This window comes from Pseudoxanthomonas sp. LjRoot143, assembly GCF_964252945.1.
In the GTDB taxonomy this organism is placed as follows: domain Bacteria; phylum Pseudomonadota; class Gammaproteobacteria; order Xanthomonadales; family Xanthomonadaceae; genus Pseudoxanthomonas_A.
Genome location: NZ_CAXUPM020000001.1, coordinates 3,195,549 through 3,218,252, shown reverse-complemented (window position 1 = coordinate 3,218,252; position 22,704 = coordinate 3,195,549). Strand labels below are relative to the sequence as shown.

Annotated in this window: 26 protein-coding genes; 18 read left to right on the top strand and 8 right to left on the bottom strand. The window is 63.7% G+C overall.

Features of this window, described 5'->3' with window-relative positions; translation table 11 throughout:
- Window position 1 precedes the first annotated feature (1 nt).
- The 5 genes from ACSQ1W_RS15710 to ACSQ1W_RS15690 form a co-directional block, all read right to left on the bottom strand.
- Window positions 2–451 carry a YfiR family protein gene (locus ACSQ1W_RS15710; RefSeq protein WP_436044577.1) on the bottom strand — a complete coding sequence of 150 codons (450 nt, stop codon included), beginning with the start codon at window positions 449–451 and terminating at the stop codon, window positions 2–4.
- Window positions 452–507: 56 nt separating this feature from the next.
- On the bottom strand, window positions 508–2,391 hold the full coding sequence (locus ACSQ1W_RS15705) for a TonB-dependent receptor plug domain-containing protein (RefSeq protein WP_436044576.1): 1,884 nt from the start codon (window positions 2,389–2,391) through the stop codon (window positions 508–510).
- Window positions 2,392–3,136: 745 nt separating this feature from the next.
- Entirely contained in the window at window positions 3,137–3,493 is a 357-nt protein-coding gene (locus ACSQ1W_RS15700; RefSeq protein ID WP_436046215.1) for a helix-turn-helix transcriptional regulator, read from the bottom strand.
- Between the two features lie 344 nt (window positions 3,494–3,837).
- Window positions 3,838–4,035, bottom strand: a complete 198-nt coding sequence (locus ACSQ1W_RS15695; RefSeq protein ID WP_436044575.1) for a hypothetical protein — start codon at window positions 4,033–4,035, stop codon at window positions 3,838–3,840.
- Between the two features lie 13 nt (window positions 4,036–4,048).
- Window positions 4,049–4,450, bottom strand: coding sequence for a SirB2 family protein (locus tag ACSQ1W_RS15690; protein WP_436044574.1), 402 nt, complete (start codon window positions 4,448–4,450; stop codon window positions 4,049–4,051).
- A 116-nt stretch (window positions 4,451–4,566) separates the two neighbouring features.
- Between ACSQ1W_RS15690 and ACSQ1W_RS15685 the strand changes: the two genes are divergently transcribed.
- From ACSQ1W_RS15685 to ACSQ1W_RS15650, 8 genes are all read left to right on the top strand, one after another.
- Window positions 4,567–6,894, top strand: a complete 2,328-nt coding sequence (locus tag ACSQ1W_RS15685; RefSeq protein WP_436044573.1) for a nitric-oxide reductase large subunit — start codon at window positions 4,567–4,569, stop codon at window positions 6,892–6,894.
- Between the two features lie 569 nt (window positions 6,895–7,463).
- Window positions 7,464–8,693 (top strand): vanadium-dependent haloperoxidase, encoded by a 1,230-nt coding sequence (locus tag ACSQ1W_RS15680; RefSeq protein WP_436044572.1) that lies wholly within the window; start codon window positions 7,464–7,466, stop codon window positions 8,691–8,693.
- A gap of 50 nt (window positions 8,694–8,743) precedes the next feature.
- Window positions 8,744–8,968, top strand: a complete 225-nt coding sequence (locus ACSQ1W_RS15675; protein ID WP_436044571.1) for an IS3 family transposase — start codon at window positions 8,744–8,746, stop codon at window positions 8,966–8,968.
- A 204-nt stretch (window positions 8,969–9,172) separates the two neighbouring features.
- Window positions 9,173–10,387 carry an OmpA family protein gene (locus tag ACSQ1W_RS15670; protein ID WP_436046213.1) on the top strand — a complete coding sequence of 405 codons (1,215 nt, stop codon included), beginning with the start codon at window positions 9,173–9,175 and terminating at the stop codon, window positions 10,385–10,387.
- A gap of 235 nt (window positions 10,388–10,622) precedes the next feature.
- A complete protein-coding gene (locus ACSQ1W_RS15665) occupies window positions 10,623–11,057 on the top strand; it encodes a hypothetical protein (protein ID WP_436044570.1) in 435 nt (144 codons plus the stop codon).
- Window positions 11,058–11,133: 76 nt separating this feature from the next.
- A complete protein-coding gene (locus ACSQ1W_RS15660; protein WP_436044569.1) occupies window positions 11,134–11,523 on the top strand; it encodes a hypothetical protein in 390 nt (129 codons plus the stop codon).
- Between the two features lie 102 nt (window positions 11,524–11,625).
- Window positions 11,626–11,934, top strand: a complete 309-nt coding sequence (locus ACSQ1W_RS15655) for a YrhB domain-containing protein (protein WP_436044568.1) — start codon at window positions 11,626–11,628, stop codon at window positions 11,932–11,934.
- A 278-nt stretch (window positions 11,935–12,212) separates the two neighbouring features.
- Window positions 12,213–12,485, top strand: coding sequence for a hypothetical protein (locus ACSQ1W_RS15650; RefSeq protein WP_436044567.1), 273 nt, complete (start codon window positions 12,213–12,215; stop codon window positions 12,483–12,485).
- Window positions 12,486–12,575: 90 nt separating this feature from the next.
- Here ACSQ1W_RS15650 and ACSQ1W_RS15645 read toward each other — a convergent pair whose 3' ends face one another.
- Entirely contained in the window at window positions 12,576–14,186 is a 1,611-nt protein-coding gene (locus ACSQ1W_RS15645; RefSeq protein ID WP_436044566.1) for a diguanylate cyclase domain-containing protein, read from the bottom strand.
- Between the two features lie 84 nt (window positions 14,187–14,270).
- On the opposite strand from ACSQ1W_RS15645, the gene ACSQ1W_RS15640 reads away from it, so the two are divergent.
- Window positions 14,271–14,624: an FKBP-type peptidyl-prolyl cis-trans isomerase gene (locus ACSQ1W_RS15640; RefSeq protein ID WP_436044565.1), complete on the top strand. Its 354-nt coding sequence runs from the start codon at window positions 14,271–14,273 to the stop codon at window positions 14,622–14,624.
- 88 nt (window positions 14,625–14,712) lie between these two features.
- Here the strand turns inward: ACSQ1W_RS15640 and ACSQ1W_RS15635 are convergent, their stop codons facing one another.
- Together ACSQ1W_RS15635 and ACSQ1W_RS15630 are read right to left on the bottom strand one after the other, a co-directional pair.
- Window positions 14,713–15,297 carry a pyridoxamine 5'-phosphate oxidase family protein gene (locus ACSQ1W_RS15635; protein ID WP_436044564.1) on the bottom strand — a complete coding sequence of 195 codons (585 nt, stop codon included), beginning with the start codon at window positions 15,295–15,297 and terminating at the stop codon, window positions 14,713–14,715.
- Between the two features lie 96 nt (window positions 15,298–15,393).
- Window positions 15,394–16,854 carry a M20/M25/M40 family metallo-hydrolase gene (locus ACSQ1W_RS15630; protein ID WP_436044563.1) on the bottom strand — a complete coding sequence of 487 codons (1,461 nt, stop codon included), beginning with the start codon at window positions 16,852–16,854 and terminating at the stop codon, window positions 15,394–15,396.
- Window positions 16,855–17,023: 169 nt separating this feature from the next.
- Here ACSQ1W_RS15630 and ACSQ1W_RS15625 point away from each other — a divergent pair, with 169 nt between their 5' ends.
- The 9 genes from ACSQ1W_RS15625 (at window position 17,024) to ACSQ1W_RS15585 (ending at window position 22,650) form a co-directional block, all read left to right on the top strand.
- Window positions 17,024–17,662, top strand: coding sequence for a hypothetical protein (locus tag ACSQ1W_RS15625; RefSeq protein ID WP_436044562.1), 639 nt, complete (start codon window positions 17,024–17,026; stop codon window positions 17,660–17,662).
- A 92-nt stretch (window positions 17,663–17,754) separates the two neighbouring features.
- Window positions 17,755–18,156: a barstar family protein gene (locus ACSQ1W_RS15620; protein WP_436044561.1), complete on the top strand. Its 402-nt coding sequence runs from the start codon at window positions 17,755–17,757 to the stop codon at window positions 18,154–18,156.
- 214 nt (window positions 18,157–18,370) lie between these two features.
- On the top strand, window positions 18,371–18,877 hold the full coding sequence (locus tag ACSQ1W_RS15615) for a hypothetical protein (RefSeq protein ID WP_436044560.1): 507 nt from the start codon (window positions 18,371–18,373) through the stop codon (window positions 18,875–18,877).
- A 55-nt stretch (window positions 18,878–18,932) separates the two neighbouring features.
- Entirely contained in the window at window positions 18,933–19,178 is a 246-nt protein-coding gene (locus ACSQ1W_RS15610; RefSeq protein WP_436044559.1) for a DUF2789 domain-containing protein, read from the top strand.
- A gap of 143 nt (window positions 19,179–19,321) precedes the next feature.
- Window positions 19,322–20,032, top strand: coding sequence for a hypothetical protein (locus ACSQ1W_RS15605; RefSeq protein WP_436044558.1), 711 nt, complete (start codon window positions 19,322–19,324; stop codon window positions 20,030–20,032).
- A gap of 83 nt (window positions 20,033–20,115) precedes the next feature.
- Complete coding sequence (locus tag ACSQ1W_RS15600) at window positions 20,116–20,793, top strand: hypothetical protein (RefSeq protein WP_436044557.1); 678 nt, start codon at window positions 20,116–20,118, stop codon at window positions 20,791–20,793.
- A complete protein-coding gene (locus ACSQ1W_RS15595; RefSeq protein WP_436044556.1) occupies window positions 20,790–21,209 on the top strand; it encodes a hypothetical protein in 420 nt (139 codons plus the stop codon). Before ACSQ1W_RS15600 ends, ACSQ1W_RS15595 begins: the two co-directional genes overlap by 4 nt.
- A gap of 206 nt (window positions 21,210–21,415) precedes the next feature.
- On the top strand, window positions 21,416–21,907 hold the full coding sequence (locus ACSQ1W_RS15590; RefSeq protein ID WP_436044555.1) for a hypothetical protein: 492 nt from the start codon (window positions 21,416–21,418) through the stop codon (window positions 21,905–21,907).
- Between the two features lie 167 nt (window positions 21,908–22,074).
- Window positions 22,075–22,650, top strand: a complete 576-nt coding sequence (locus tag ACSQ1W_RS15585) for a hypothetical protein (RefSeq protein WP_436044554.1) — start codon at window positions 22,075–22,077, stop codon at window positions 22,648–22,650.
- Window positions 22,651–22,704: the final 54 nt, after the last annotated feature.

Below are 22,704 nucleotides of genomic sequence, written 5' to 3'. Positions count from 1 at the left end.
TTCACAGTACTCGCCTCGCTAGGCGGAGCAACTGGCTGCTCAGCAAGATACGGTCGGATCGCGCACGCGCCACATCGACATCGAAACGTAGCTTGTTACCCTCCCGCACCAGAGCCACTGCACTGGTGTGGTTGGGGAGCTGGCACGCATCACAGATAACCAGCACGTCGGCAGCGGGGGACACGGACGTCTGCGCGCCATGCACCCTGACGTCGCAATCACTTGGCATGGATCCATCAGTCACCAGCAGGCGACGTCCATCGAGGCGCTTAGCCTGCAACGTTCCCATCGCCGTGAGCAGGGCCGGGTTCGTCTGCACGCAGATCGTCAGCGGGTCATCAGGCGGATGGTCCCACTGCGAGAAGGCGATGATGTTGTAGACAAAAGCGGCCTTGAGCGAATTCTCGTCGACCTGGGCGAAACATCCGCCCACTGTGGCCAGTGCGGCCATGCCCGCAGCCAGCGCGGCGCGGAGGGACTTACGGCGGGGGCGCGCTGGCCGACTTTCTAGAAGGTCCATCGGGCCTCCAGACGATACTCCCGGCCGCGACGGGGCACGACGTCCTGGACAAACTCGGGGCCGACCGGGTCGCCATAGCTCTCGTCGAGCAGATTGCGCACCCCCATCGAGACTGACAACGGCAAGCCGTCGGGCTGCCAGGACAGATGCGCGTTGACAGTCGTGTATGCCGGGAGGCTTCCATCCAAGCTCGCACGCGAGCTGACCCGCTGGGCACTTGCCGCGACTTTCCACTGATAAGGCAACGGCATTGACGCGGCCAGCCGGGTGATGCCTGTGGGCGCATTCACCGGACGTCGGGTCTCCGAGTCGCTGACTTCGCTGTAGGCATGGCTGGCGCGCATGCGAAGGCCGTTGTTCCCTTGATACACGTAAGCCAACTCGGCGCCACGCGATGATGCATGCCCGTGGTTGGCCAGCGTCAGTACGCCATCCTCGACCTCAACCAGCGTGATCAGGTCGCGCAAGCGGTATTGATAAGCTGAGATGTCCGCCCGTCCACGTGCACCCACGGCCCTGCTGTAGTGCAGTTCGGTAGTCTGCATGTGCTCTGCGCCAAGCGCGGGGTTGGCAAACTGCGCGCTCTCTTCGGCATCGACTTGGTAGTAGCGCTCGTAGGCATTAGGCGACCGGTACGACTGGCCGGCTATCAGCTTCAGGACAGTGCCCTCTTCGGGCGTGGCAATCAGCGCAAATCGGGGACTCAACCGCCATGTACCTGCGTCGCTCCTGTCGGCTCGCAGACCTGAATTGACGCGCCAGCGATCTGAGAGGCGGATATCGTCATCCACGAACACGCCCCATGTGGACATGTTTTCACGCGAGGTCAGATAGCTGATTCGGGGGTCAATATCGAAGTTGCGTTGAACGACGCCTTGATCAACCTTGGCTTCCACGCCAGCCACCACGGTATGGCGCTGGCCGAACCTGGACAACACCTGTCCACCTACGACGACCGAGGTGCCGGTGGCGACATCGCGATTTAGGTAGGGGCCTGCAGGGTCATACACGTAGTCCCCGACGTAGCGATAATCCACCACGTCAAGTCGGACATTAGCTTCTCGTGCCTCCCGAAAGCGGTGTGTATACGCTGCACCCAAGGTAATCCAGCGGTCTTGTACCTGCGCGCCGGGTGTGGCGAAGGCCTGGTCGTAGGGCGCAACGGGATCTTCTTTGCGCCGGTCGCCGGCTACCAGTTGGATAGAAAGGTCTCCCTTTGCATGGTGTGCGAAGATCTGACGGACACGCTCGTCGTCTTGGTCTCTAACCACGCCGCCCGAGGGCGTGTCGCTGAACTCTGCAAAGCGCAGCGTGCGGCCCTCCGAGTGGTAGCGACGTGCAGATAGCAGCGTTGTGTTGCCGCCTGACGACGCCAAGGGCAGGGTGAACTGAGCATCGGAGGTGCCGTAGCTGCCTACTGCCGTCCGTAGCTCCCCGTTACCGTAGGCCCCCGCATCCCGGGTCAATACGTTGATGACACCGAAGAAGGCATTGGAGCCGTAGAGCGCCGATCCAGGGCCTGGTGCGTACTCGATACGTTCGACCAAAGACATGTCGAGCGGGAACTCTGCGCCCACCGGACTCTGGCTATAGACGGGGTCATTGATGCGGTGGCCGTTAATAAGCAACAGAAAGCGGGTGTCATAGTCACCGGCGCGCAGGTGCCCACGCGCACCCAAGTAGGTATAGAGGCCGGTGTCGCTTACATAAAGGCCAGGCAGACTGTCCAACGCCTCGGCGAGCGTGCGCCACCCATGCGCGCGAATATCCTGAGCGGTGATGACTTGGACACTGGAAGGTGCTTCGGCCACCGTTTGCTGGAAACGCGTGGCGGTCACGATCTCAACCTGCAAGAGATCTTCGAGCGACATGTCCGTCAGATCATCCCGCGTTTGCGCGCGGGCACCCAACGCGATTAACGGTATCAGGCACAGCACCGCAAGCGCGCCCCTGCGCGCCGCTGCGCTACGTGTGGCGGATACGGTCAGGGCAGGTAACGCAGGAAACATGGCGGACGGACAGTAGTTAGTCTGGGGATCTATCGGCAATCATCGCAGCTACTTGATTCACCTATTCATCGTCGTGAGCAGCGTTGGAGAGGCGTGATGTTTGCCGATCCAAATGAGAATGTTTTGCATTCACCTCTGCGTCTCAAGGTGCCTGCGCTTTCGTGTGAATTTGTGGATACTTTTGTGCATTCGAATGGGCGCTTCCCTTGAGGTGTTGCCCGCGCCTCATAACACTTGCCGCTCCGACTATGGTGGGTTAGAACTTCGAATACTCGACGGGCGGGGACCCGGTGCGATGAAGATGTTTATACAGAACGAAGAGCAGATCACCGTGCGAGTCGTCCAAACAAGGGCAGCAGACGGTACCGACTTCTGGGAGGCCCGCTTCATCCTTGAGCTTGCGGGAGGGGCCAGATGGCATGGGGCAACTACCACCCCTCACAAATCGCGCGATGCGGCTGAGCGAGATGCTCTCGCTATGGCACGCAGCAGGCAGTGGGCCCCAGGGTCCGCGGCCCATTTGACCCCAGGCTGCCGCTCGACTAAGGAACTTGGAGACTAGTGTTGGCACTCAGGATTGCGTAGTGGAATCCGGAGTTTCAAATTCTTAGCGAGGGCGGGCAAGCTCGGCCAGCAGTTGAAGCGCGAGGGGCTGTTTATAGGATGGTACGCGTCGGAACCACTGCAGGCATTGGGCTTCCAGATCATTGCATGCCTGCTCAACAGATGTGCCTGGTGCCGTGCGGCGTCGACGGCCACGTGCCGTGCCACGCCCGGTGGCCAACCACTCAAAACCTACGCCGGTGATATCGGCAATCTGGGTCAAGTGAGCCATGCTCGGATTGGTGCCGCCTTGCGCGCGCTCCCATTGCGCGACGGCGCTACGGTTGACCCCCAGACGCTCGGCCAGCTGAGTTTGGGTCAACTTGGCTTCTGCGCGAGCACTTAGGATACGCACTGACATGGATGTGGACATAGGTCTCGCCTGAGGACGACCCGCTGGGGCTCCTATGGCGCAGCCCAGCGGGGCAACAATCGGACCTTATCAAGTGGGACGACTCAAATAGCGTGATATTTGTCGACAACTCACCTGCTGCTCCGGCAAATGGGGCGCCCCATGTTGTTGAAGAAGGTTCGTAAGGGCTGTAGCCGGCTATTGACGATTACCGTTGTCCGCGACGATACGATGTAGTGAATAGCTATCCTGCGATAGCGATACTGCACACCCCCAAGCTGGAAGGCGGCTTGCCGCTGCGGCGCTATGGCCGGTTCCCACTTTCCCGGGCCGCCGCGACGGGGCCTAACAATTCATTCAAGCCGGAGTTGGGGATTCTCGTCGTTGGCCTCCTTGGCGTCGTAGCCGGAAATGCCGCCGAAGATGTGGGCGCAATTGTTGAAGGTGACCAGCATGGCGCCGTTGTCCTTGGGGCTGAACCGTAACGCGTCGCCCCGCCACGTCTTGCGAGCGGAGAAGCGCTCGTTGAAGTCTTGGTCGCCGGTCAGCACCAGCGAAGGGCAGTCAAAGGCCAAGTTGGGAGAGGTACCCCAACGGATGGTGCTCGCGGGCAACGGTATAGGCGTAGGCGAGCAACAAGAGGCCGACCAGGAACCACGTCCACCGTGGAACAGTTAGGGCATGCTCCTTCCCCATGAAGTGTCGACAAACGACAAAACCTGCAAGAGCGAGGAGCTTGGCGATCAGCCATCCGTTCGCGTACATCTCGCCGGGAAGAATGGTCAACAGCATCATGGCGGCTGTCAGGAGGGCGATATCGGCCGTCCAACTCACATACTTGATCGGTGTGCGCGCAGCGCTCAGCGCCGGCAACGAGGCCGCAATGAAGGTCGCCACGAAAACGAGCGCAACGGTGATGCCGAGGAAGACGTGTGCCGACTTGATCTGCAAGTAGTAGTGGATCACGGCTTGTCTCCGGTGCGATCGCATAGTGTAAGGGTGCAAAAGTACGACTTCGATTCACAAATCCTTTACGTAAAAGCGGCAGGATACCGCCGGGACCTCAACGTTAGGGAGAGAACGTGGACGCGACCAAAAAGCTTTGGATCGGGCTAGGGACTCTGCTAGTCGTGTCATTCGCAGTCTTGCTTTGGGCAGGCACCGAGATTTTCCGGAGCGCGCCGCCCATACCCGAGCGTGTTGTCGCGGAAGACGGACGCGAACTCTACACCCGAGCCGATATCGAACGCGGTCGCCAAGTTTGGCAGTCTATGGGAGGCATGCAGCTGGGCTCTATCTGGGGCCATGGTGGGTATGTGGCGCCGGACTGGAGCGCCGATTGGCTTCATCGCGAAGCCATAGCCATTCTCGATTCATGGGCTCCGACGGCGGGCGCCCCGACCTATCGAGAGTTACCGGCCGAACAGCAAGGCTTACTCCGCGCTCGGTTGGAGTCGCTGATTCGCGCGAACACCTTTGATCCGCGATCGAAGGTCATTACAGTCCCGAACGTACGAGCCGAGGCCATGGCCACGGTTGCGGCTCATTACGTGAGCCTGTTTGGCAACGACCCCCAAACGGCAACGCTACGCGAAGCGTACGCCATGAAGAACAATACGGTCCCCGATGCAGACCACCGTGAGGCGCTGACCGCCTTCTTCTGGTGGACTGCGTGGGGTGCCGGCACGGAGCGGCCAGGCTCCACAGGCGAATCAATTGCACCCGAGCAGGCGGGGGTCACGCCGCAACGGGTGACCTACACGAACAATTGGCCCAGTGAACCACTGATTGGCAATAGGCCGCCGCCTTCACTGTGGGTCTGGTCAGCCTTCAGTGTCTTGTTCTTGATCGCGGGCATCGCCTTGCTAGGCTGGCATCACGCCCGTACGCGTGACGAGGACGAGCCTGCTCTTCCGGCCACCGACCCCTTAGCAACCTTGAGGATCACGCCCTCGATGCGGGCGACGGCCAAGTACTTTTGGGTTGTGTTGGCCCTTTTCTTGCTGCAGATTCTGCTGGGCGCGATCACGGCCCATTACCAGGTGGAGGGACAGGTAGCCTACGGATATGAGTTGTCAGAGATACTGCCTTACTCGATTACCCGCACCTGGCACACTCAACTAGCGGTGCTGTGGATCGCGGTGGCATGGCTGGCCACTGGTTTGTACATCGCCCCTGCCATGTCGGGTCATGAACCCAAGTTCCAGCGGCTGGGCGTGAACTTCCTGTTCTTCTCCTTGCTCATCATCGTTGTGGGCTCCTTCACCGGCCAGTGGTTGGCGGTCATGCAGAAGCTGGGACTGGAGCACAACTTCTGGTTCGGGCACCAAGGCTGGGAATACGCCGACATGGGCAGGTTCTGGCAGTGGTACCTGTTCATAGGTCTATTGCTCTGGCTGGTCCTAGTGGGTCGAGCGCTGTGGCCCGTCTTGCGTGGCCCCAAGACTGAGACCCGCACCGTTGTCGGGCTACTGTTCCTCTCTACGGTATGCATCGGCCTGTTCTTCGCGTCCGCACTGATGTGGAACGAGCACACGCATATCTCTGAGGTCGAATACTGGCGCTGGTGGCTGGTTCACTTGTGGGTAGAGGGATTCTTTGAAGTCTTTGCCGCCGCCGTGATGGCCCTCATCTTTGTAAAGCTGGGCCTGGTGGGGCCGAAGTCGGCTACGACGGCCGTGATGTTTGCTACCATCATTTTTATGTCCGGTGGCGTGCTGGGCACCTTGCACCACCTCTATTTTGTGGGGACGCCGACTGCTGTCGTTGCGTTGGGCGCCAGCTTCAGCGCGCTTGAGGTGGTGCCGTTGGCCTATCTGGGCTTCGAGGCCTATCACACCTATCGAATGGGCAAGGCCACGCCTTGGATGGAACGCTATCGCTGGCCAATTCTGTTCTTCATCGCAGTCTCGTTCTGGAACCTGGTCGGCGCGGGGCTATTTGGATTCCTGATCAACCCGCCATTGTCGCTGTACTACATGCAGGGCTTGAATCTAACCCCGCTGCATGGACACACCGCGCTTTTTGGGGTCTACGGCATGCTGGGCATCGCTCTGGTGCTGTTCTGCCTGCGCGGGCTCCGAGGACAGATGCGGTGGAACACCAAAGCGCTCAAGACAGCCTTCTGGTGCTTGAACATCGGCTTGGCGCTGATGGCACTGCTCACGCTGCTTCCTTTGGGCACCATGCAGTTGTTGGCGGCCATCGAGCACGGCTACTACTACGCTCGATCCGCTGAGTTCATGCAAAAGCCGATTGTGGAGATGCTGGTCTGGATGCGCGTTCCGGGCGATGTAATCTTCAGCGTGGGCGCAATATCGCTGGCATGGTTTGTTCTCAGGCTTTGGGTATCTCCGAAGCCTGCAGAGGTGGCAGGCGCCACCGATGGGCACGATCTGCACCATCGTTAGCGCTTCTTGCCGGTGGCCTTCGGGTCACCGGCCACTGTAGAAAGAGACTGTTCCAAGCATGCAGGGAGAAGGCATCCATTGGCGCAAGGAGGGCGTTGCCTGGGGCTATTATGTAGGCGAGTGCCGCATCGCGGTGGTTTCCCGTAAAGAGTCTGCCTGGAAATGCCGCTCTACTGTTCCAGGAATCAATCTCCCTAGCTTTACAAGTGCAAATGCTATCGAGGTTCTGACCCGGGTCGAGCAGTGGCTGGATACCCACCGCCGGCTCGTGGTGCGCGCGCTTCTATCAGGAGGCGCGGGGCTATGCCCAGAGGAGCATTCATGACTCCTGAATCCCGCAGGCGAGATTGGCCGGTTCCCGTCCTAGACCTGCTTGCGTTAGAGGTTGTAGCCGAATCGCGGTTTGACCAAGCATCTTTCAGCCCATCTGCACATTGCGGGCTCAAGCTGACCTAAATGCACCTCCAGTGTAGAGGCTAGCGAGACCAGTGATGCCATGGCGCTCGCGTGTCTGGCCGCTTATTTGGTCCCGTATCGTTCGATTGGTTAGTTCATGTGCAGGTGGTGAGATGAGCAACGTGGCGGCGTTCTTTTCAATCATGATTGCGCTCTCCTTTTATGGAGAAGCAAAAGCCGATGTGGTGACGGACTGGAATCGAGCCGCGATGAAAATTGTGGTTGAGGCCAAAGTCAATACGCCCATGGCAAACCGTACGATGGCCATCCTGCAGACATCTGTCTATGAAGCCGTCAACCAGATCACCCAACGCTATCCATCGAGCTCACCGGTAAACGAGGAGCCCGCCTCGATCGAAGCCGCTATCGCCGCGACCAATCGCGTCGTACTCGGCGAACTGCTTCCTTCTCAATCCAGTCATATCGAAAGGCTCTATCGAGCCTCCATTGGCGCCTTGCCGGACGACGCGCTGACTCGTCGGGGCATTGCGATCGGAGAATTCAGTGCCAGGAAATTACTAAAGGAACGCGCGGGAGATGGTGCCAACACAGTGCCGTCGTATCGACCCGTTACTCAGCCTGGCACATATGTAGCGACCACCTTGCCGATCGTGCCGCAGTGGCCACAGCGCAAGCCATGGTTGATGTCGGATGCCACGCAGTTTCGTCCCGCGCCACCGCCGTCACTAGATAGTGAGGTATGGGTACGGGATTTCAATGAGATCAAGGATCTCGGTGCTCGTGAGAGCGTGGCACGAACACCCGCCCAGACCGAACTTGGTCGATTCTGGGAAACGACGCTACCGGTGATCTTCTACGGGATTGTCTATTCCATTACCGATCAGCCTTCACGAGAAATGACCCAGAACGCGCGCCTCTTGATGGCGGTTAATCAAGCGATGGATGACGCGATCATCGCCGTATTCGATGCGAAATATTACTATGGGTTCTGGAGGCCCATTACGGCGATCCGCAATGGCGATCTGGATGGTGCCGAAGCGACTGAGAGGGATAGCTCTTGGCTGCCACTTATCGATACGCCAATACACCCAGAGTATCCCTGCGCGCACTGCATCGTCGCCAGTGCAGTGGGAACGGTGCTGGGTGCTGAGGCAAATGGCATAAGCGCTTTCTCTACCACTAGTGATACCGCGCCTGGCGTTAAGCGCAGCTGGGCGCGACTGGAAGATTTTGTCGCAGAGGTATCAGCGGCTCGTATCTATGACGGCGTGCATTTCCGAACCTCAACTCAAGTCGGAAGGGAAATGGGGGAAAAGATTGGCCGGTTGGCGATCGATCGGTATCTGCGCGATGAGGCCGATGCCAAGAAGGTTGATCCGTAATTTTCGGCTTCTACTAGCGGTTCCTGAAGGGTTATCGCATCGTCGGCAAAATGGGCGAGGCCGCTCACGGCGGAGACGACGCTGCCGCTGAAGGTTTCTTCGGGACGCTCAAGCGCGAACGCGTCCATCGTCGTCGCTATCTAGCGCTGGCCGAGGTCAGAATCAACGTGCTCCGCTACATCGAGCGCTTAAACAATCAGCTTATCCGGCGAACGCTCCATACCAAGAATCAGGTTTTTAGACTCTTAACCCAACCTTCCGTGGAAACGCGGTAGAACCCGGCCCGGGTGTGCCAATTGAGGAACGGCCCCGTCTTAATACTCAAGGGATCATCAGGCTCACCCTACTAGGTGGCCGGAGGACAATACAGAGATAGGTCGAACCGGGTATTCGTTCCATCCGTTCACGGCTTCACGCGGGCCTTAGGAACACTGAATAGAATGACCTCGAGACTACAGCCTGGATCGGAAAATTCGATGATGTCAAGCAAGGGTGCGTGCCAGCTATTGATCATTCCATGTCTTCTGACGACGCTCGCGGCTTGTTCCAGACCAAGTGATCACGAAAGGTCGGCCGCAGCGAGGGCCGACACACAGGAACAAGCGGTGGAAAGGGAGGCCGCCGAGCGCAAGGACCAAGAATTCGAGAGCGATATCCCTGAGTTCCCAGTGATCCCAGCCATCGTGGTACCCGAGATAGTTGGGGTGACGCCGGCCCAACGGGCCCTGGAATCATCTATCCATTCGATCCTTAACCCAATGAAAGGCGTGAGCGTTTCCCCGGCACGCTGCGATAACCACGGCGGCCTGATCACCGATGGCGGAATCACGCATATCGACCAGAGCGGAAGGCTTACCCGCAACGGCGACGAAGGTATCTTCACCATAGATTCTGACGGCAGTGGTACGGCCAACTTTGAAGGAGGATTGGTGCGCGTCAACCCCGATGGCAGCGGCACCATCAACGGTACGGCTTCGGGTGGTGGCGATGATGCGATCATCCGTGTCGAGGCCGACGGATCGGGTACCTACAATGGTGCCGCCGGGTTGATCAGCCTCGATGGCAAGGGCGGGGGAACCTGGAATGGCGACAGCGGCCTGATCACGAACAATGGTGACGGCAGCGGCACGTGGAATGGACCCATGGGTTTGATCCGCGTCAACGCGGATGGTTCGGGCGTCTGGAACGGCGAGGCAGGGCTCATCACCAATCATGGCGACGGCACTGGCACGATAGGCCCTCCGGCGCGCCAAGTGAGAATGCCGCCGATGCCGCGAGTGTCGCCTGCCGGGCGATTCCCGCCGCTGAAGAAGTTTTCGCCACCGGGCGCGCCGTGCGGTTACCTGATCACCCTAAATGATCGTGTGCTCTTTGATTTCGACAAGGCCGATATTCGCCCTGACGCAGAAGCGGTGATCGTCACGCTGGCCGCGGCGCTGGCAAAGGTATCGGCAACCGGCATGGAAGTCCGTGGTCACACGGATGCCAAGGGCGATGATGCTTATAATCAAGCACTGTCCCAACGGCGTGCGAATGCGGTGGTGGCCGCGCTGCGGCAGCACGGCGCGGCGCAGCAGGCCGATGCGCGAGGATATGGCGAGCGCGAGCCCGTGGCACCCAACGAAATTGAGGGCCGGGACAATCCGGGCGGGCGGCAGTTGAATCGTCGCGTCGAGATCTTCGTGCGCTCGTGAACACGCCCGATGTTCGCAAGAAGTGACCAAGAGAAGATGCTGGCGCGGCCCGGGTGAGCGAAGCGCACCCGGTTCGCTTTGACGCGCAAACTCGGCAGATCAGATCCCGTAGGGCGGGCTCAAGCCCGCCATCGCACGCTATCCCATCCATCGAACGGTGGGCCAAGGCCCACCCTACGATTTGCTCCCGCCTGACCGATGCTGGCAATGAAGTCCACTCCGGAGTCGCGGCGTCATGAGTGAAGCATCCAATCCGTATGACGCGCCAAAGGCGACGCTGGTGGAGGCGGACACCCGCCCGGTGCGCATGCCACCGGCGATGAAGGCGGCGCTGGCGACGTATCCGGTCGTCTACCTGCTGGAAGTGGTCCCGCTGTTCGGCACACCCATGTCCAGGTTCGAGCTGTTCGTGCCATCGATGGCAGCGCTCGGCATCTACACGTTAGTCATGACGTTCGCGCTGTGGCGGCGGTGGCAGTGGGCCAGGGTATGGCTGGTACTCACCACGCTACTCGCCGTGTTCTTCCTGATCCGTATGCTCTGGCGCGGCGTGTCGATGGAGCAGTGGCACGCCTGTCTGGCCGGCATACTGCGCATCGCCGTCGGGGTAATGTTGTTGCTGCCGGCCAGCCGTCGCTGGTTCGCAGCCAAGGACCAGCGGGTGGGGTAAGCGTGCGAACCCCACCACCGTGCCATAGAGGCCCAGCAAGTCGATCCCACCGCAGGACAACGATCATGGAGCGAACATGTCCACCTACTTCGATGCCGACGCCGCCAGGCAGCAGTACCGCGAGTACGAAACCGACCGCCTGATGCGCATCGCGCTGGCAACCACGGACGAGTACGGTGAGGAAGCGATCGACCTGGCGCGGCAGGAACTCATCGGGCGCGGCATCCAGGATGCGCGCTTCGACACCCCGCCGGGACGCTCACCCCCGCCCATCTCCGGCGCCAAGCCCGCCGACCCCCTGCCGCTCGTGCTCAAGGTGCTGTGCGTCCTGCTGCCCGGCATCGTCATCTTCCTGGCCGCCGGCTACCTGATGGCCGACCGGAAGAAAGCCGCCGGCGAAGCCCTGTTCTTCATGATGATCGGCTGGTTCTTCTGGCTGCTGCTGTTCAAGGCGCTGGGCAACTAGCGCCATGCGGCGGGGTGAGCGCGCCAGCCAAGCCACCCAGGGTCGCGCCACCGCGTCCTCCGCGGCTACCATGCGCTTCCACCGCACGGACAAGGCAAGCGCGTGATCACCAGGGAAGAAGCCAGGGCCCGTGTGGAACAGGAACTGTCGGCGACCCACGACGGGATGACCGAAGACACGCGGATCATCCTCGATGACGCCACCCTCGAGAAGCCGTGGGGCTGGGTGTTCTTCTACACGTCACGGCGCTACCACGAGACCGGCGATTTCCGTTACGCCCTCGCCGGCAACGCGCCCTACCTCGTCGAACGCGCGACGGGCCGGCTGATGGACACCGGCACCGCCTACCCGACGGCCGACTACATCGCGAACTACGAGCGCACCGGCGACCCGCACGACGCATCGCAGTAGGGCGGGGCACGCCTGCTGTCGCAGACCGTCCGCGTAGGCGGCCCTGACGCACGCCGTTCCCGATCCGCAGGGAACTGACGCGGTCCCCGGGTGCGGCCGTTGGCCCTGCCTGGGCTACGGGCGTCATCCGCCTCGCCAACCCCATCGCCGTCTGACGACATCGGCTCACCGCTGTCGCCGGCATCCCTGCACATCAACGAGAGAGAACCATCGACATGAGAGCACGCGTCGTAGCACTCGACGGAACACGGGCCAGGGAGTTCTGCACACGCCTTTGGTTGGAACTGACGATCGTCGGCCGCAGCATCTGGAGCGACGAAGGGCTGGAGGCGGCGGAACAACTCAATGCCCTCAAATGGCTCAACGAGATCCAGCATCGCGTATGGGGCGCTCACGCAAGTCCGCGCCCCGATGCATTGGCCCACCTGCTGGACCGGATCATGGCGCATTGCGAACAGGCGCCTGCGTTGTCCTCCCACGTGCGCGTCGCGCTGGATCATGGGCTGAATGCCGTAGATGCCGCCGCCGATGGGGAAGTGGGTACGCAGTGAGCGGTGGGCCAAGATCCACCCTTCACCGTATCGATCCGGTGTGTACCGGGCGGGATGAGGAAGACCGTCGCGCGTGAGGTCCGCGCCCTGTCAGCGCCCACCCTCAGTTGCTTCAACGCCGTTGCTGACGACCACGGTGTTGCGACCGGCATCCTTGGCGTCGTACAGCGCCCGGTCGGCCAGCTTGACCAGCTCCAGCGCACTGCCTTCCGGCATCGCCCGGATGCTGGCCACGCCCACGCTGATGGTCAGCGTTGCCGGCACATCGACGGCCACGGGCCCCATCTGCTCGACCGCCCGCCGCATGTCCTCGCCGACCGCGCGCGCCACGTGCGGCGAACAGCCCGGAAGGATCACGGCGAACTCCTCGCCGCCATAGCGCGCCAGCAAGCCACCGCCCTGGTGGAGACGGGACGCCAGCGCGCCCGCGACCAGTCGGATGCCCTGGTCGCCTGCCTGGTGTCCCCAGTGGTCGTTGAGCTTCTTGAAATGGTCGATGTCCAGCAAGAGCAGGGACAGCCAATCGCCACTGCGCCTTGCCCGCGTCCACTCGCGCGCAAGGCTGTCATCGAAGCGGCGCCGGTTGGCGAGGCCGGTCAGCCCATCGAGGCCGGACAGCAGCGCCAGGTGTTCCTGCTCCGCATTCGATCGCACCTGCACGCGGATGGTGCGCACGCCGTAACCGACGGTGGCCACCACGAAGCCCGCGCATGCCAGCACAGGGCGGTGGGGCATGAGCACGGTTGCGACCGCGAGCAACGCCAGCGGCAAGATCAAGGGGCTCGCAATGCGGGCCACCTGCGTCCAGCGCTGGGGGACCAGCAAGCGCCCGCTGGCCGGGTCCGGCGCGCTCCGCGTCACATCGATCAGCAGGAGCAGAAAGGGCACGGGAATCACCGCGTCCATCCACTGGCCATAGGCGGAGGTGTCCACGTGGTTCACGTAGGCAGCCACGAGCAGGTAAACCACCGCGTAGCGTCCCAGCACGGCAAAGAATCGACGCTGCCCCGCATCCTCCGACGTCACCCAGCGACCCAGGGCAAACAGCGCAAGGAAGAGGTTCTCCACATCGAACATCAGGCGCAGGTGCGACACGCCGGCGGCATCGGTTCCCTGCACGGTGGAGAAGGCCAGCGTATGGATCGCGAAGAGCCCGCCCAAGGCGAGCGCAAGCCCCGCATCGGTCCAGCGCACGAAGCGGTCCTCATGGTTCTCGCTGGCCAGGGCGAAGACCAATGGCACCGCATAGAGAACGAAGAGCAGGACGCTGGGCGTGGTCGGCATGTTGAACAGGTCATGCACCAGCTCATCGAGCGAGGTGCTGGCCATGCCCGCCGCCCAAAGCATCATGGCCGCGCCCAGCGCGTTCCATTGCCCCCGCATGGCTCCTGACCGCTGGGCCAGCGCAACGCTCGCCACGCCCGCCAGCAGCGGCGCCAGGATCAGGAAGGCAAAGGAAAGCAGCTTGGCGTGTTCCGATCCCGGCGCCAGCAAGATCAGATGCAGGGTGACGTAGGCTGACGCGCCGAGTACGGCGACCCATGTCCTTGGCCGGAGCATCTTGTCTCTCTCAGCGTCTTGCATACAGGGGGATATACCACTATTGCCCGCCACGAGGTCAAACGCCGTTGGCAGTTGACTGACCGTCCGATCGCGCCGCGTGCAATCGACACCCTGCTTCTGAAGCGCAACGGGCGCCACGTCGCCGGGTGGGCACGGCGCACCCGGGATACACGCGCGATAGACTACGCGCCACAACCTTCCGCTCTTGATAAGGAACACTCCATGGCATTCACCACCACCGCCTCCGGCCTGCAGTTCGAAGACACCGTCGTCGGCAGCGGCATCGAGGCCAAGCCCGGCAGCAACGTCACCGTGCACTACACCGGCTGGCTGTATGAGAACGGCGAACAGGGCGCCAAGTTCGATTCCAGCAAGGACCGCGACGAACCCTTCATCTTTCCCCTCGGCGGCGGCATGGTCATCAAGGGATGGGACGAAGGCGTGCAGGGCATGAAGGTCGGCGGCCAGCGCACCCTCATCATCCCCGCCAATCTCGGCTACGGCGCCCGCGGCGCCGGCGGCGTCATCCCGCCCAACGCGACCCTGAAGTTCGACGTGGAACTGCTGGGCACCTGAGCCAAGGCTGCGTCACGTAAGGCGGGCTCCGGCCCGCCATCCGTCTACGTCCCAAGGCGGGCCAAGCCCCGCCTTGCGGACTGCGCGGTTACTTCTCCTGCCGAAGCAACCGCGTCACCTGCGCTTCCAGTTCCCTGATGCGGTGATCGCGCTCGTCGATGGCGCGTTGCACGTCTTCGGCTTCGAAGCGCATCGGGATGTACTTCGGGCAGTTCCAGTCGAAGGCTTCCACGTGGATCGTCATCGTGCGCTCGGTGCGCGGCGTTCCCGGCGACTCCTCGACCGTGAGCCGTCCCAGCAGCTTCAGGCGCTGCCGGTGCGCGTAGTCGATCAGGATCATCGCCACGCGATCATCCTTGGCCAGGTTGCCCACGCTGATGAACTGCCGGTTGCCCGGCAGTTCCGCGAACGACAGCGTCTTCGCATCGACGACGCGCAGGAAGCCCGGCGTTCCGCCGCGATGCTGCACGTACGGCCAGCCGGTTTCCGACACCGTCGCCATGTAGAAACTGCGCTGCGCGTGGATGAAGGCGGCTTCGTCCGGCCCGAGGTCGGCATTGCGGACCTCGTCTCCCGACTCGAACGCGCGGGCGTACTGCGCACGGCTGCCGTCGCGGGCCTGCACGTCGCGGACGGCAGGGGTGAAAGCGATGTTCGCGAACGCGTGTCTCATCCCGGTCTCCAGAACTCATTGCCGTAGGGCGGGCTCAAGCCCGCCATCGCACGCCAGCCGCCATCCCGAACGGTGGGCCAAGGCCCACCCTACGATTCACTCCCTCACCAACACCTGCGCCGGCCCGCCCGTGACCCTCACGCGCGTCTTGGCCGTCTCGCCCAGGTAGGCCAGCGCGAACTGGGTGAACTTGACGCTGTGCTGCGCCGACTCGCCCATCGTCGCCAGCGTGTCGTACTGCGTGTGGATGTAAGGGAAGCTGCCGTTCGGGCTGCCGCCTTCGAACATCATCGCCGCGGGGTAGCCGGCGTTGGTCCACGACGCGTGGTCCGAGCAGGCGTACCCGCACGCGCTGTTGCTGCGCGTCAGGCCCATCGGTGCCAGGTACGTGTCGAACAGGGTGACGAAGAAGTTCTTCAGGTCGGTGTTGGAGTAGTCGCTGATCAGCTTCATGTCGCTGGTCGCGCCGGCCTTGTAGTTGGTCATGTCCACCTGCAGCACGCTGACCACGTTGACGCCGCTGGCGCGGAACGACTGCGCGATGGCGTGGGAACCACGCAGGCCGACTTCTTCCGCCGCATAGCCCATGAACTTCACCGTGCGCCGCGGCTGCCAGCCGTCGGCCAAGGCGATGCGCAGCGTCTCGGTGAGCGTGGCGATGCCCGAGGCATCGTCGTCGGCGCCGGGCGCATGGTGGTTGGGATCGGTGTAGGTGCTGGCGTTGATCGAGTCCAGATGCGCCCCCAGCACCACCACGTCGTCCGGCAGGTCCGAGCCACGGATGGTCAGGATGACCGACGGCTGCGTGCTGCAGTTGGTGCAGGCAGTGAACAGCTCGGTGGTGACGTCGTCGCGGCCCGCGGCCAGCGACTGCCAGTGCGTGCGGATCCATTCGGCCGAGGTCTTGCCGTGCGTGCTGGCGAAGTAGCGGTTGCGGTAGCTGGAGAGGTGGTTGATGGTGTCGTAGAGGCGCCGTTCCTGCACCTGCGGCAGCCAGCGGTTCACCGTGGCCTGGTTGTCGAGCGCGTAGCCGGCAAGCATCGACTTCGTCATCGCCTGCTTCGCGCGGCCCTCGCGCACGAATGCCTCGGCCTGCGCGCGGCTGGGGAACGCGAAGTAGCCGCCGCAGCGCCGCTCGTGGGTGTGCACGTAGTGGCTGATCTCGCCCAGGCGGTCGGCGCGGGTTTCGGCAATCAACAACGGCGCACCGGTGCTGTCGTGCGGCTCGGCCACCTTCGTCGCCACGCCGCGGATGCCTTGCCAGGTCTCGCGCGAGGTGACGATGTAGACCGGGGCGAACGGATCGGTTTGCGACGCGATGGTCGTCGCCATCGGCGGCGTGCCGCGAGGGGCAGGGGGCTGCGTCACCGCGACGCCTGGCGCGTTCCCGCGCGCCACGGGGGCGGCGGCCTGTGCGCGCACCGCGGGTGCCTGCAGCCAGACGGTGTCCGATCGCACCAGCACCACGCCGGTCAGCAGGGAGAGCAGCAACAGCACCAGCAGGAACGGTTTCATCGTGGCCTCCCGGAGGGCAGCCTGCAGCAGGGCGGCTGCCACGCTATCACTTCCGGCGCCGCGCAACCTCTGCCGCAGGGCGGATCCGGGCCCGCCATCGCACGCCGTCCACACGCGTCTGGCCGGGCGCCCGGGTCGACGATGACTTCCAGCACGCTCCGCCGGACGACCGCGCGCGCAGAGTCCATCGCGACGCTGGAGGTGCACGACGATGAAACACCGGAGGTTCGTTTCCGCCTGTCTGCTGGCGCTATCCCTGCCGCTGCACGCCGGGGATGCCCACACGGTGACGTCGCCCGCGGTGCCCGACGCGGTCTTCCAGGTCGATGCCCGCCTCACGCCGCTGCCCGCGCTGCGTTTCCCGATCCGCGATCAGACCGAAGCCGAGCGCCGCCTGTTCGTCGAGACCGCCGACGGCGCGGTGACGCGCATGCTGGTGCTGCAGTTCGAGACGGTGCAGCCCGGCAGCGACTTCCGCTTCGTATTCCCGCCCAAGCCGCCGCGCACGCTGGGCCCGCACGTCTACCGCTTCGGCAGCTACGCCTACGACGACGCCACCGCCGCCGCCCGCGAACCCGCGTTGGAGGCCGCGCGCACGCGCGCCGCGCTGCAGGCGAACGACCTGTCACCGCCGCGCTACTGGCACGTGGTGCGCCTGGCTCGCGTAGCCGACAGGGAAGGCCGACACGAGGCGATCGTCTTCTACCTGGAGAACGCCGACGCGCGCTATCCGCACGGACTGACCGACGTGGACGAGGACGGCGACGGCCGCCTGGCGCCGGAAGAGACCGGGCGACTGTGGCAGGCGCTGACGCAGTCGCTGGACGTGCGTCCTGCGGCGGGTCCTTAGATCATCGCGCGCCACCCGGGCAAGCGCAGCGCGCACGTCGTCCTTCCGTTCCCGGCCGAGGCTTTCGGCCCTATCCGGGCTACGCTGCGTCCATGACCCGGACCCTCACCCTCGACGGCACCCGCATCCACGACATCCCGTCGTTCTACGACGAGATCAACCGCGTCTTCATGCAGGACGTCGACTGGACGCTCGGCCCCAGCCTGGATGCCCTCGACGACCTGCTCTACGGCGGCTACGGCGCGCTCGAGGGCGATGCGCCGGTGACACTGGTCTGGACGCACTTCGCCGCCAGCCGCGACGCGCTCGGGGTGGAAACCACACGGCAGTACCTGCTCGCGAAACTCGCCCAGCCCGAACACTTCAACGCTGCGCACTTCCAGCGCGAACTCGATGCGCTGGACGCGGGCACCGGGAAGACCTACTTCGACATCGTGCTGGAGATCATCGCCGCGCATCCGAACATCACGCTGGTGGTGGAAGTGCCGCAGTAGGCCCGATGACCGCGTAGGATGGGGCGGGGGACGCGATGGGAAGCCACGATAGGGAGACACCATGGCGCGCGGCAAGGTGGGAACAGGTAGGAACCTGTGTGGGCGACGAACCATGCGGTGGTGCGCGCTGGCCTTTGTGCTGACCTTGCCAGCATGCGAATACACGCGCTACGAGCACAGACCGCACCGGTTGCCGCGTGGAGGGAGCGTCCTCGTGAGGGCACCGACGATGGACGGCGCCGGCCATCGCTGCTTCCGCCTGCCGCGTGCGCTGCTGCCCTCGCAAGGAGATGACGGATTCATCTTCCGGTACTCCGATCTCGACTACCTGACAGGCGCATCGGCCTCACCCGGCGAGATCGGCACCGGCCGCGGTCCCTTTGGCGTCGTCAGTATCCATACCAAGGATGCCGACGAGATGGCGTCCTTCCCGACGCGCGATTTTCCCCGGCAGACCCTCCTGGTGGAGGAGGATCGCTACGTACTTGTCCCGCTTGGGCTGAAAGGTGCCGGTTACCCCAGCATCTATACCGTTCACCGGGCGACCGGCCTTTCGATCGATATACGGAAGGTCAGCGTGGGCATGAACTACCTTGCACAGTTGCGCCATGAATCCGACGTCGTCGAGGACTTCGTGAGGCGCGCGGAAGTGGCGCCGAGTGCATGCGTCGCCATGTCGTCCGCCCAGCGACCGCGCAGGCGCACAACGGATGCGCACTAGCCATCGGCTTAACACGCACATCGCTACGGTGAAGTTTCATTCTGGAGGCCAGATCATGGAATTGCCTATCCACCCCTTCTCCGAACTCTTCGCCCAGCTCGGCCTGTCGAACGACAACGCCAGCATCCAGCAGTTCATCGCCACCCATTCGCCGCTGCCGGATGACGTGCGCCTGGAAGAGGCGCCGTTCTGGACGCCTGCGCAGGCGCAGCTGCTGCGCGAAGAACGCCTCGATGATGCCGACTGGGCGATGGTGGTGGACCGCCTAAACGTAGCGCTGCACGATACGCCCGCGACGTAGGGCGGGCTCAAGCCCGCCGCCGCAGACAGGCTCACGCCTGCGCATGGGCATCGGCGGCATCCGGCGGCGACGGCAATGGCAGGCTAGACTACGGCCCTCTCGCCGGCAGGGGTTCCGGTCGAGCGATCGGACCCGGGGGCATCATGCGCAGGTTGACGACGGTAGTGGCGGCCGCCTTGCTCGCGTGCGTGTACGGCATCGCCTGGGCGGCGCCCGTCCAGGTCGGCCGCAAGACGATCGAGGTTCCCGTACCGCAGGGGTATGGCCGCGTCGGCGCCGACATGGCGGGCGTCCTCGCGCTGGTGGAAACCGTGCTGCCACCGAGCAACCGGCTGCTGGCGCTGTATCTGGCGGAAGACGATCTTGCGATCGCCCGCGAGGGCAGGACGCCGCCGATGGCGCGCAGGTTCGAGATCCAGATTCCGGTACCGATGATCGACAGTCCGTATTCGGCGGCGGACTTCGATGCGCTCAAGACGATGGCGCGCACGGAGGCCGAGCGACAGTTGGCGAGCCTGGGGCCGCAGATCGACGAGCACATGGAGCGCGTCAGCGACTCGCTGTCGGAGAAGCGGGGCAGCGACGTCCGGATGACGATCGATGGCGTGAGGCCGCTTCCCGTCCACGACGAGACCGCCGATTCGCTGGCCATGTCGCTGGTGGCGCGCCATACCGTGGCGCTCGAACAGGGCGGAACCAGCACTGAGGTCAGCACGGCCACGATGAGCTTCGTCCGGGTGGACGATACGGTGTTCGTGCTGTGGGTCCACGGCGGCAGCGACGATCTGGCGTGGACGCGCGAGCAGTCGAAGGCGTGGGTGCAGGCGATCATGACAGCCAAGGGTGTTCCATAGGGCTCCCGGCCCGCCGTACAGCTGGGCATTACACATACCGACAGGCGGAAAAATTCCTCCTCCGGACCGACAAGGAGTCGACCATGGCATCGAACGACACGTTGAGCTTTGCGGAACTGGATCGTCGCCTGCGTGCGGTGCCGCAAGGCCCGTCCGGGATACTCGACACGCCGCAGCTCTATCGCATCGCGAATCTCGTCGGCAGCGCCGGCTTCCTGCTTGCGTTGGTGCCGCAGGTCCTCGTGCGCATGCTGACCGCTGCGCCGTGGATGCTGACCATGGTGCAGATCGGCTTCGCGATCATGGTGATGGGATGGTTACCGATCTTCGTCAGGCAGGTCTGGGTGTTGGGCGTGACGATGTGGCGCTGGCGGCAGGGACAAGTGGAGCAACTGGACCATGACCGTCCCCAGTTCGAAGCGCTCCTTGCGTGGTTATGCCGACAACCCGCGGACGCGTTGCACGAATGCCGGCGGATGGTGAGGGTGACGCATCGCCAACTGACGGCGAAGATCGGCCTGCTGGCCGGGGGCCTTGATCGACTGGGGATCTTGCCGGCCATCGCGGCGACCTATCTCTTCGTGCGGAATGCCGGCGACATTCTGGACATGCCGACGTGGGAGCTGCTGGCGGCAGCCTTCCTGATCCTGCTATGGCTGATCGTTACCCTGGCGACACTGATGCGCATCCGGCTGCAACTCTACGAAGCCCTGCTTACCGAAGCACTTGCGATGAAGTCGCCGGAAGAGCACCCGTCATGACCGCGACCGACAACCCTTACCAGCCGCCGACGGCCGGACTTGCGACATCCGACGCGCGTGGCGTTCCCGTGCTGCTCTACGTGGCCGTGGCGCTCTACGGGGGATCGCTGCTGATGCGCTTCGCACAGTCGCTGGTGCTGGAGATCGGCATCACCCGCTACGCGGCATTGACCTGGATGGGCGTGGCGCTGGTGAACCTGCTGGTCGGCATCGCGCTGGTGCGGGGCAAGGGGTGGGCGCGCGCGTGGCTCGTCTTCTTCACGATCCTGCCGGTGATCTCGCTGCTGCAGCTCCGGCACCTGCCCATCCTGCCGGCGGACCTGTTGCATTGCGCGGCGGACATCACCCGCATCCTGGCCGCGGCCATGCTGTTCCTGCCGTCGGTGCGGCACAGGTTCACGACACGTCAGGCGTGATGCGCCGCAAGGAGACGCGAACGCAGCCGCGTGCGTAACCCACGTCCGGGACGGCGGCGCCGTGCCCACCCGGCGACAGCGCGATCCCGTTGTCGCGGAGGCATGCCCGATGCTGTCTGGTCCCGGCCGGTTTGCGCGTTGGCTGCACGGAGCGGCGCGACATCCGCCGCGATGCCGTTCTCCCGCCACTTCCCACCAGGTGCGCCATGACCGTGAACTGGACCGTCGTCTCCACGCTGATCGAACTCGTCGGTGCACTGGTCGTCGTGGTATCCCTCTGGTACGTCGGTCGGCAGATCCGGCAGAACACACAGGCGGCGTTGGCCAGCTCGCGCCAGGGGCTGCTGGCCGCCGATCTCGGCCTGATCTCCGACTACATCACCCATGGCATCGATCCGCACCTGATCGGTGACGACGTCGCGCTGTCCGCGCTTGATGAGCGCAGGTTCACCTGGATCGTCATCAAGGCGATCCGGATCCGCGAGTTCGCCTGGCACCAGTTGCAATGCGGCAGCCTGGACGAAGCATCGTGGGAGTCCTACATGGCCCCGGTGCCGGGCATCTTCTCCACCGCGCGTGCGAAGAAGATCCTCGACTTCTACACCGGCAACCCGGCGTTCATGGAGATCCTGCGCGCACGCGCGGCGCAGGCTTTCGCGAACGAACCGTCGCCGCCCATGGCCCCGGCAGCGGGCTGACGACCGCGTCCCGCCCTCGCAACGTCCTCCACGTCGATCAGGTCCGGCGGCTTTCCGTCAAACCTGCCGATCTTCCGCATCCCCTGCGATGGCGTTGCATTGCGCATCGTGGCCGTCCATCACCGCTTCCCGCGCGTATCATCGCCAGCACACGGCAAGGGGATGCCATGCAGCCTGATGCGTCCGGTCCCGAACCGAAGGACCTGCAGTTCCGCTCGCGCGAGCGCATCGCCGCCGACCTGGGGGTCGGTGCGGGCGATGACGACGCGCGCCGGATCGCCCACGTCCGCCGGCGATGGCGGTGGCTCGCCTGCGCCCAGGTGCTCGCGATCGTGTCCGTCACCGGCTGGGTGCTGTTCACGCAGCACCACTCGGGCCTGACCATCGAGGTGCCCACCTACATGATGTGCCTGATGACGATGGCGGCCGGCGGCATCAGTGTTGGCGTCACCGCCTTCGGGGATATCGACGACGACCTGCACCCGCACGGCGGCACCGTGGTGCGAGCGGAACACCTGCAGTTCGCCCCGGTCGCCGGGCTGGTCGGCTGGGGGGTGGGGATGGGCCTGTTCTGGCGTTACCTGCATGGCTGGGATCCGGGCAAGGCGGCCTTCCTCGTCACCAATCCGTTCGGCATGTATTTCCTGACGCTGGGCATCAGCCTGCTGGCGATGCCGTTGATCGTGTCGCCGCTGGTGGAGACGATCGCCACCGTGCGCGGTGACCATGCGCGGGGTCCCTGAGGCGCGGACGCGCGCGATCGCGTGGAATGCGGCTGCTACCATCGCCGCCGGGAG

Bases quoted from the DNA above. Each gene is read 5' to 3' on its own strand.
- ACSQ1W_RS15660 (WP_436044569.1), top strand. From the start codon at position 11,134: ATGTCCACCTACTTCGATGCCGACGCCGCCAGGCAGCAGTACCGCGAG.
- ACSQ1W_RS15700 (WP_436046215.1), bottom strand. From the start codon at position 3,493: ATGTCAGTGCGTATCCTAAGTGCTCGCGCAGAAGCCAAGTTGACCCAA.
- ACSQ1W_RS15600 (WP_436044557.1), top strand. From the start codon at position 20,116: ATGGCATCGAACGACACGTTGAGCTTTGCGGAACTGGATCGTCGCCTG.
- ACSQ1W_RS15705 (WP_436044576.1), bottom strand. From the start codon at position 2,391: ATGTCGCTCGAAGATCTCTTGCAGGTTGAGATCGTGACCGCCACGCGT.
- ACSQ1W_RS15610 (WP_436044559.1), top strand. From the start codon at position 18,933: ATGGAATTGCCTATCCACCCCTTCTCCGAACTCTTCGCCCAGCTCGGC.
- ACSQ1W_RS15605 (WP_436044558.1), top strand. From the start codon at position 19,322: ATGCGCAGGTTGACGACGGTAGTGGCGGCCGCCTTGCTCGCGTGCGTG.
- ACSQ1W_RS15590 (WP_436044555.1), top strand. From the start codon at position 21,416: ATGACCGTGAACTGGACCGTCGTCTCCACGCTGATCGAACTCGTCGGT.
- ACSQ1W_RS15710 (WP_436044577.1), bottom strand. From the start codon at position 451: ATGGCCGCACTGGCCACAGTGGGCGGATGTTTCGCCCAGGTCGACGAG.
- ACSQ1W_RS15675 (WP_436044571.1), top strand. From the start codon at position 8,744: ATGGGCGAGGCCGCTCACGGCGGAGACGACGCTGCCGCTGAAGGTTTC.
- ACSQ1W_RS15670 (WP_436046213.1), top strand. From the start codon at position 9,173: ATGTCAAGCAAGGGTGCGTGCCAGCTATTGATCATTCCATGTCTTCTG.
- ACSQ1W_RS15680 (WP_436044572.1), top strand. From the start codon at position 7,464: ATGAGCAACGTGGCGGCGTTCTTTTCAATCATGATTGCGCTCTCCTTT.
- ACSQ1W_RS15595 (WP_436044556.1), top strand. From the start codon at position 20,790: ATGACCGCGACCGACAACCCTTACCAGCCGCCGACGGCCGGACTTGCG.
- ACSQ1W_RS15620 (WP_436044561.1), top strand. From the start codon at position 17,755: ATGACCCGGACCCTCACCCTCGACGGCACCCGCATCCACGACATCCCG.
- ACSQ1W_RS15640 (WP_436044565.1), top strand. From the start codon at position 14,271: ATGGCATTCACCACCACCGCCTCCGGCCTGCAGTTCGAAGACACCGTC.
- ACSQ1W_RS15585 (WP_436044554.1), top strand. From the start codon at position 22,075: ATGCAGCCTGATGCGTCCGGTCCCGAACCGAAGGACCTGCAGTTCCGC.
- ACSQ1W_RS15625 (WP_436044562.1), top strand. From the start codon at position 17,024: ATGAAACACCGGAGGTTCGTTTCCGCCTGTCTGCTGGCGCTATCCCTG.
- ACSQ1W_RS15665 (WP_436044570.1), top strand. From the start codon at position 10,623: ATGAGTGAAGCATCCAATCCGTATGACGCGCCAAAGGCGACGCTGGTG.
- ACSQ1W_RS15635 (WP_436044564.1), bottom strand. From the start codon at position 15,297: ATGAGACACGCGTTCGCGAACATCGCTTTCACCCCTGCCGTCCGCGAC.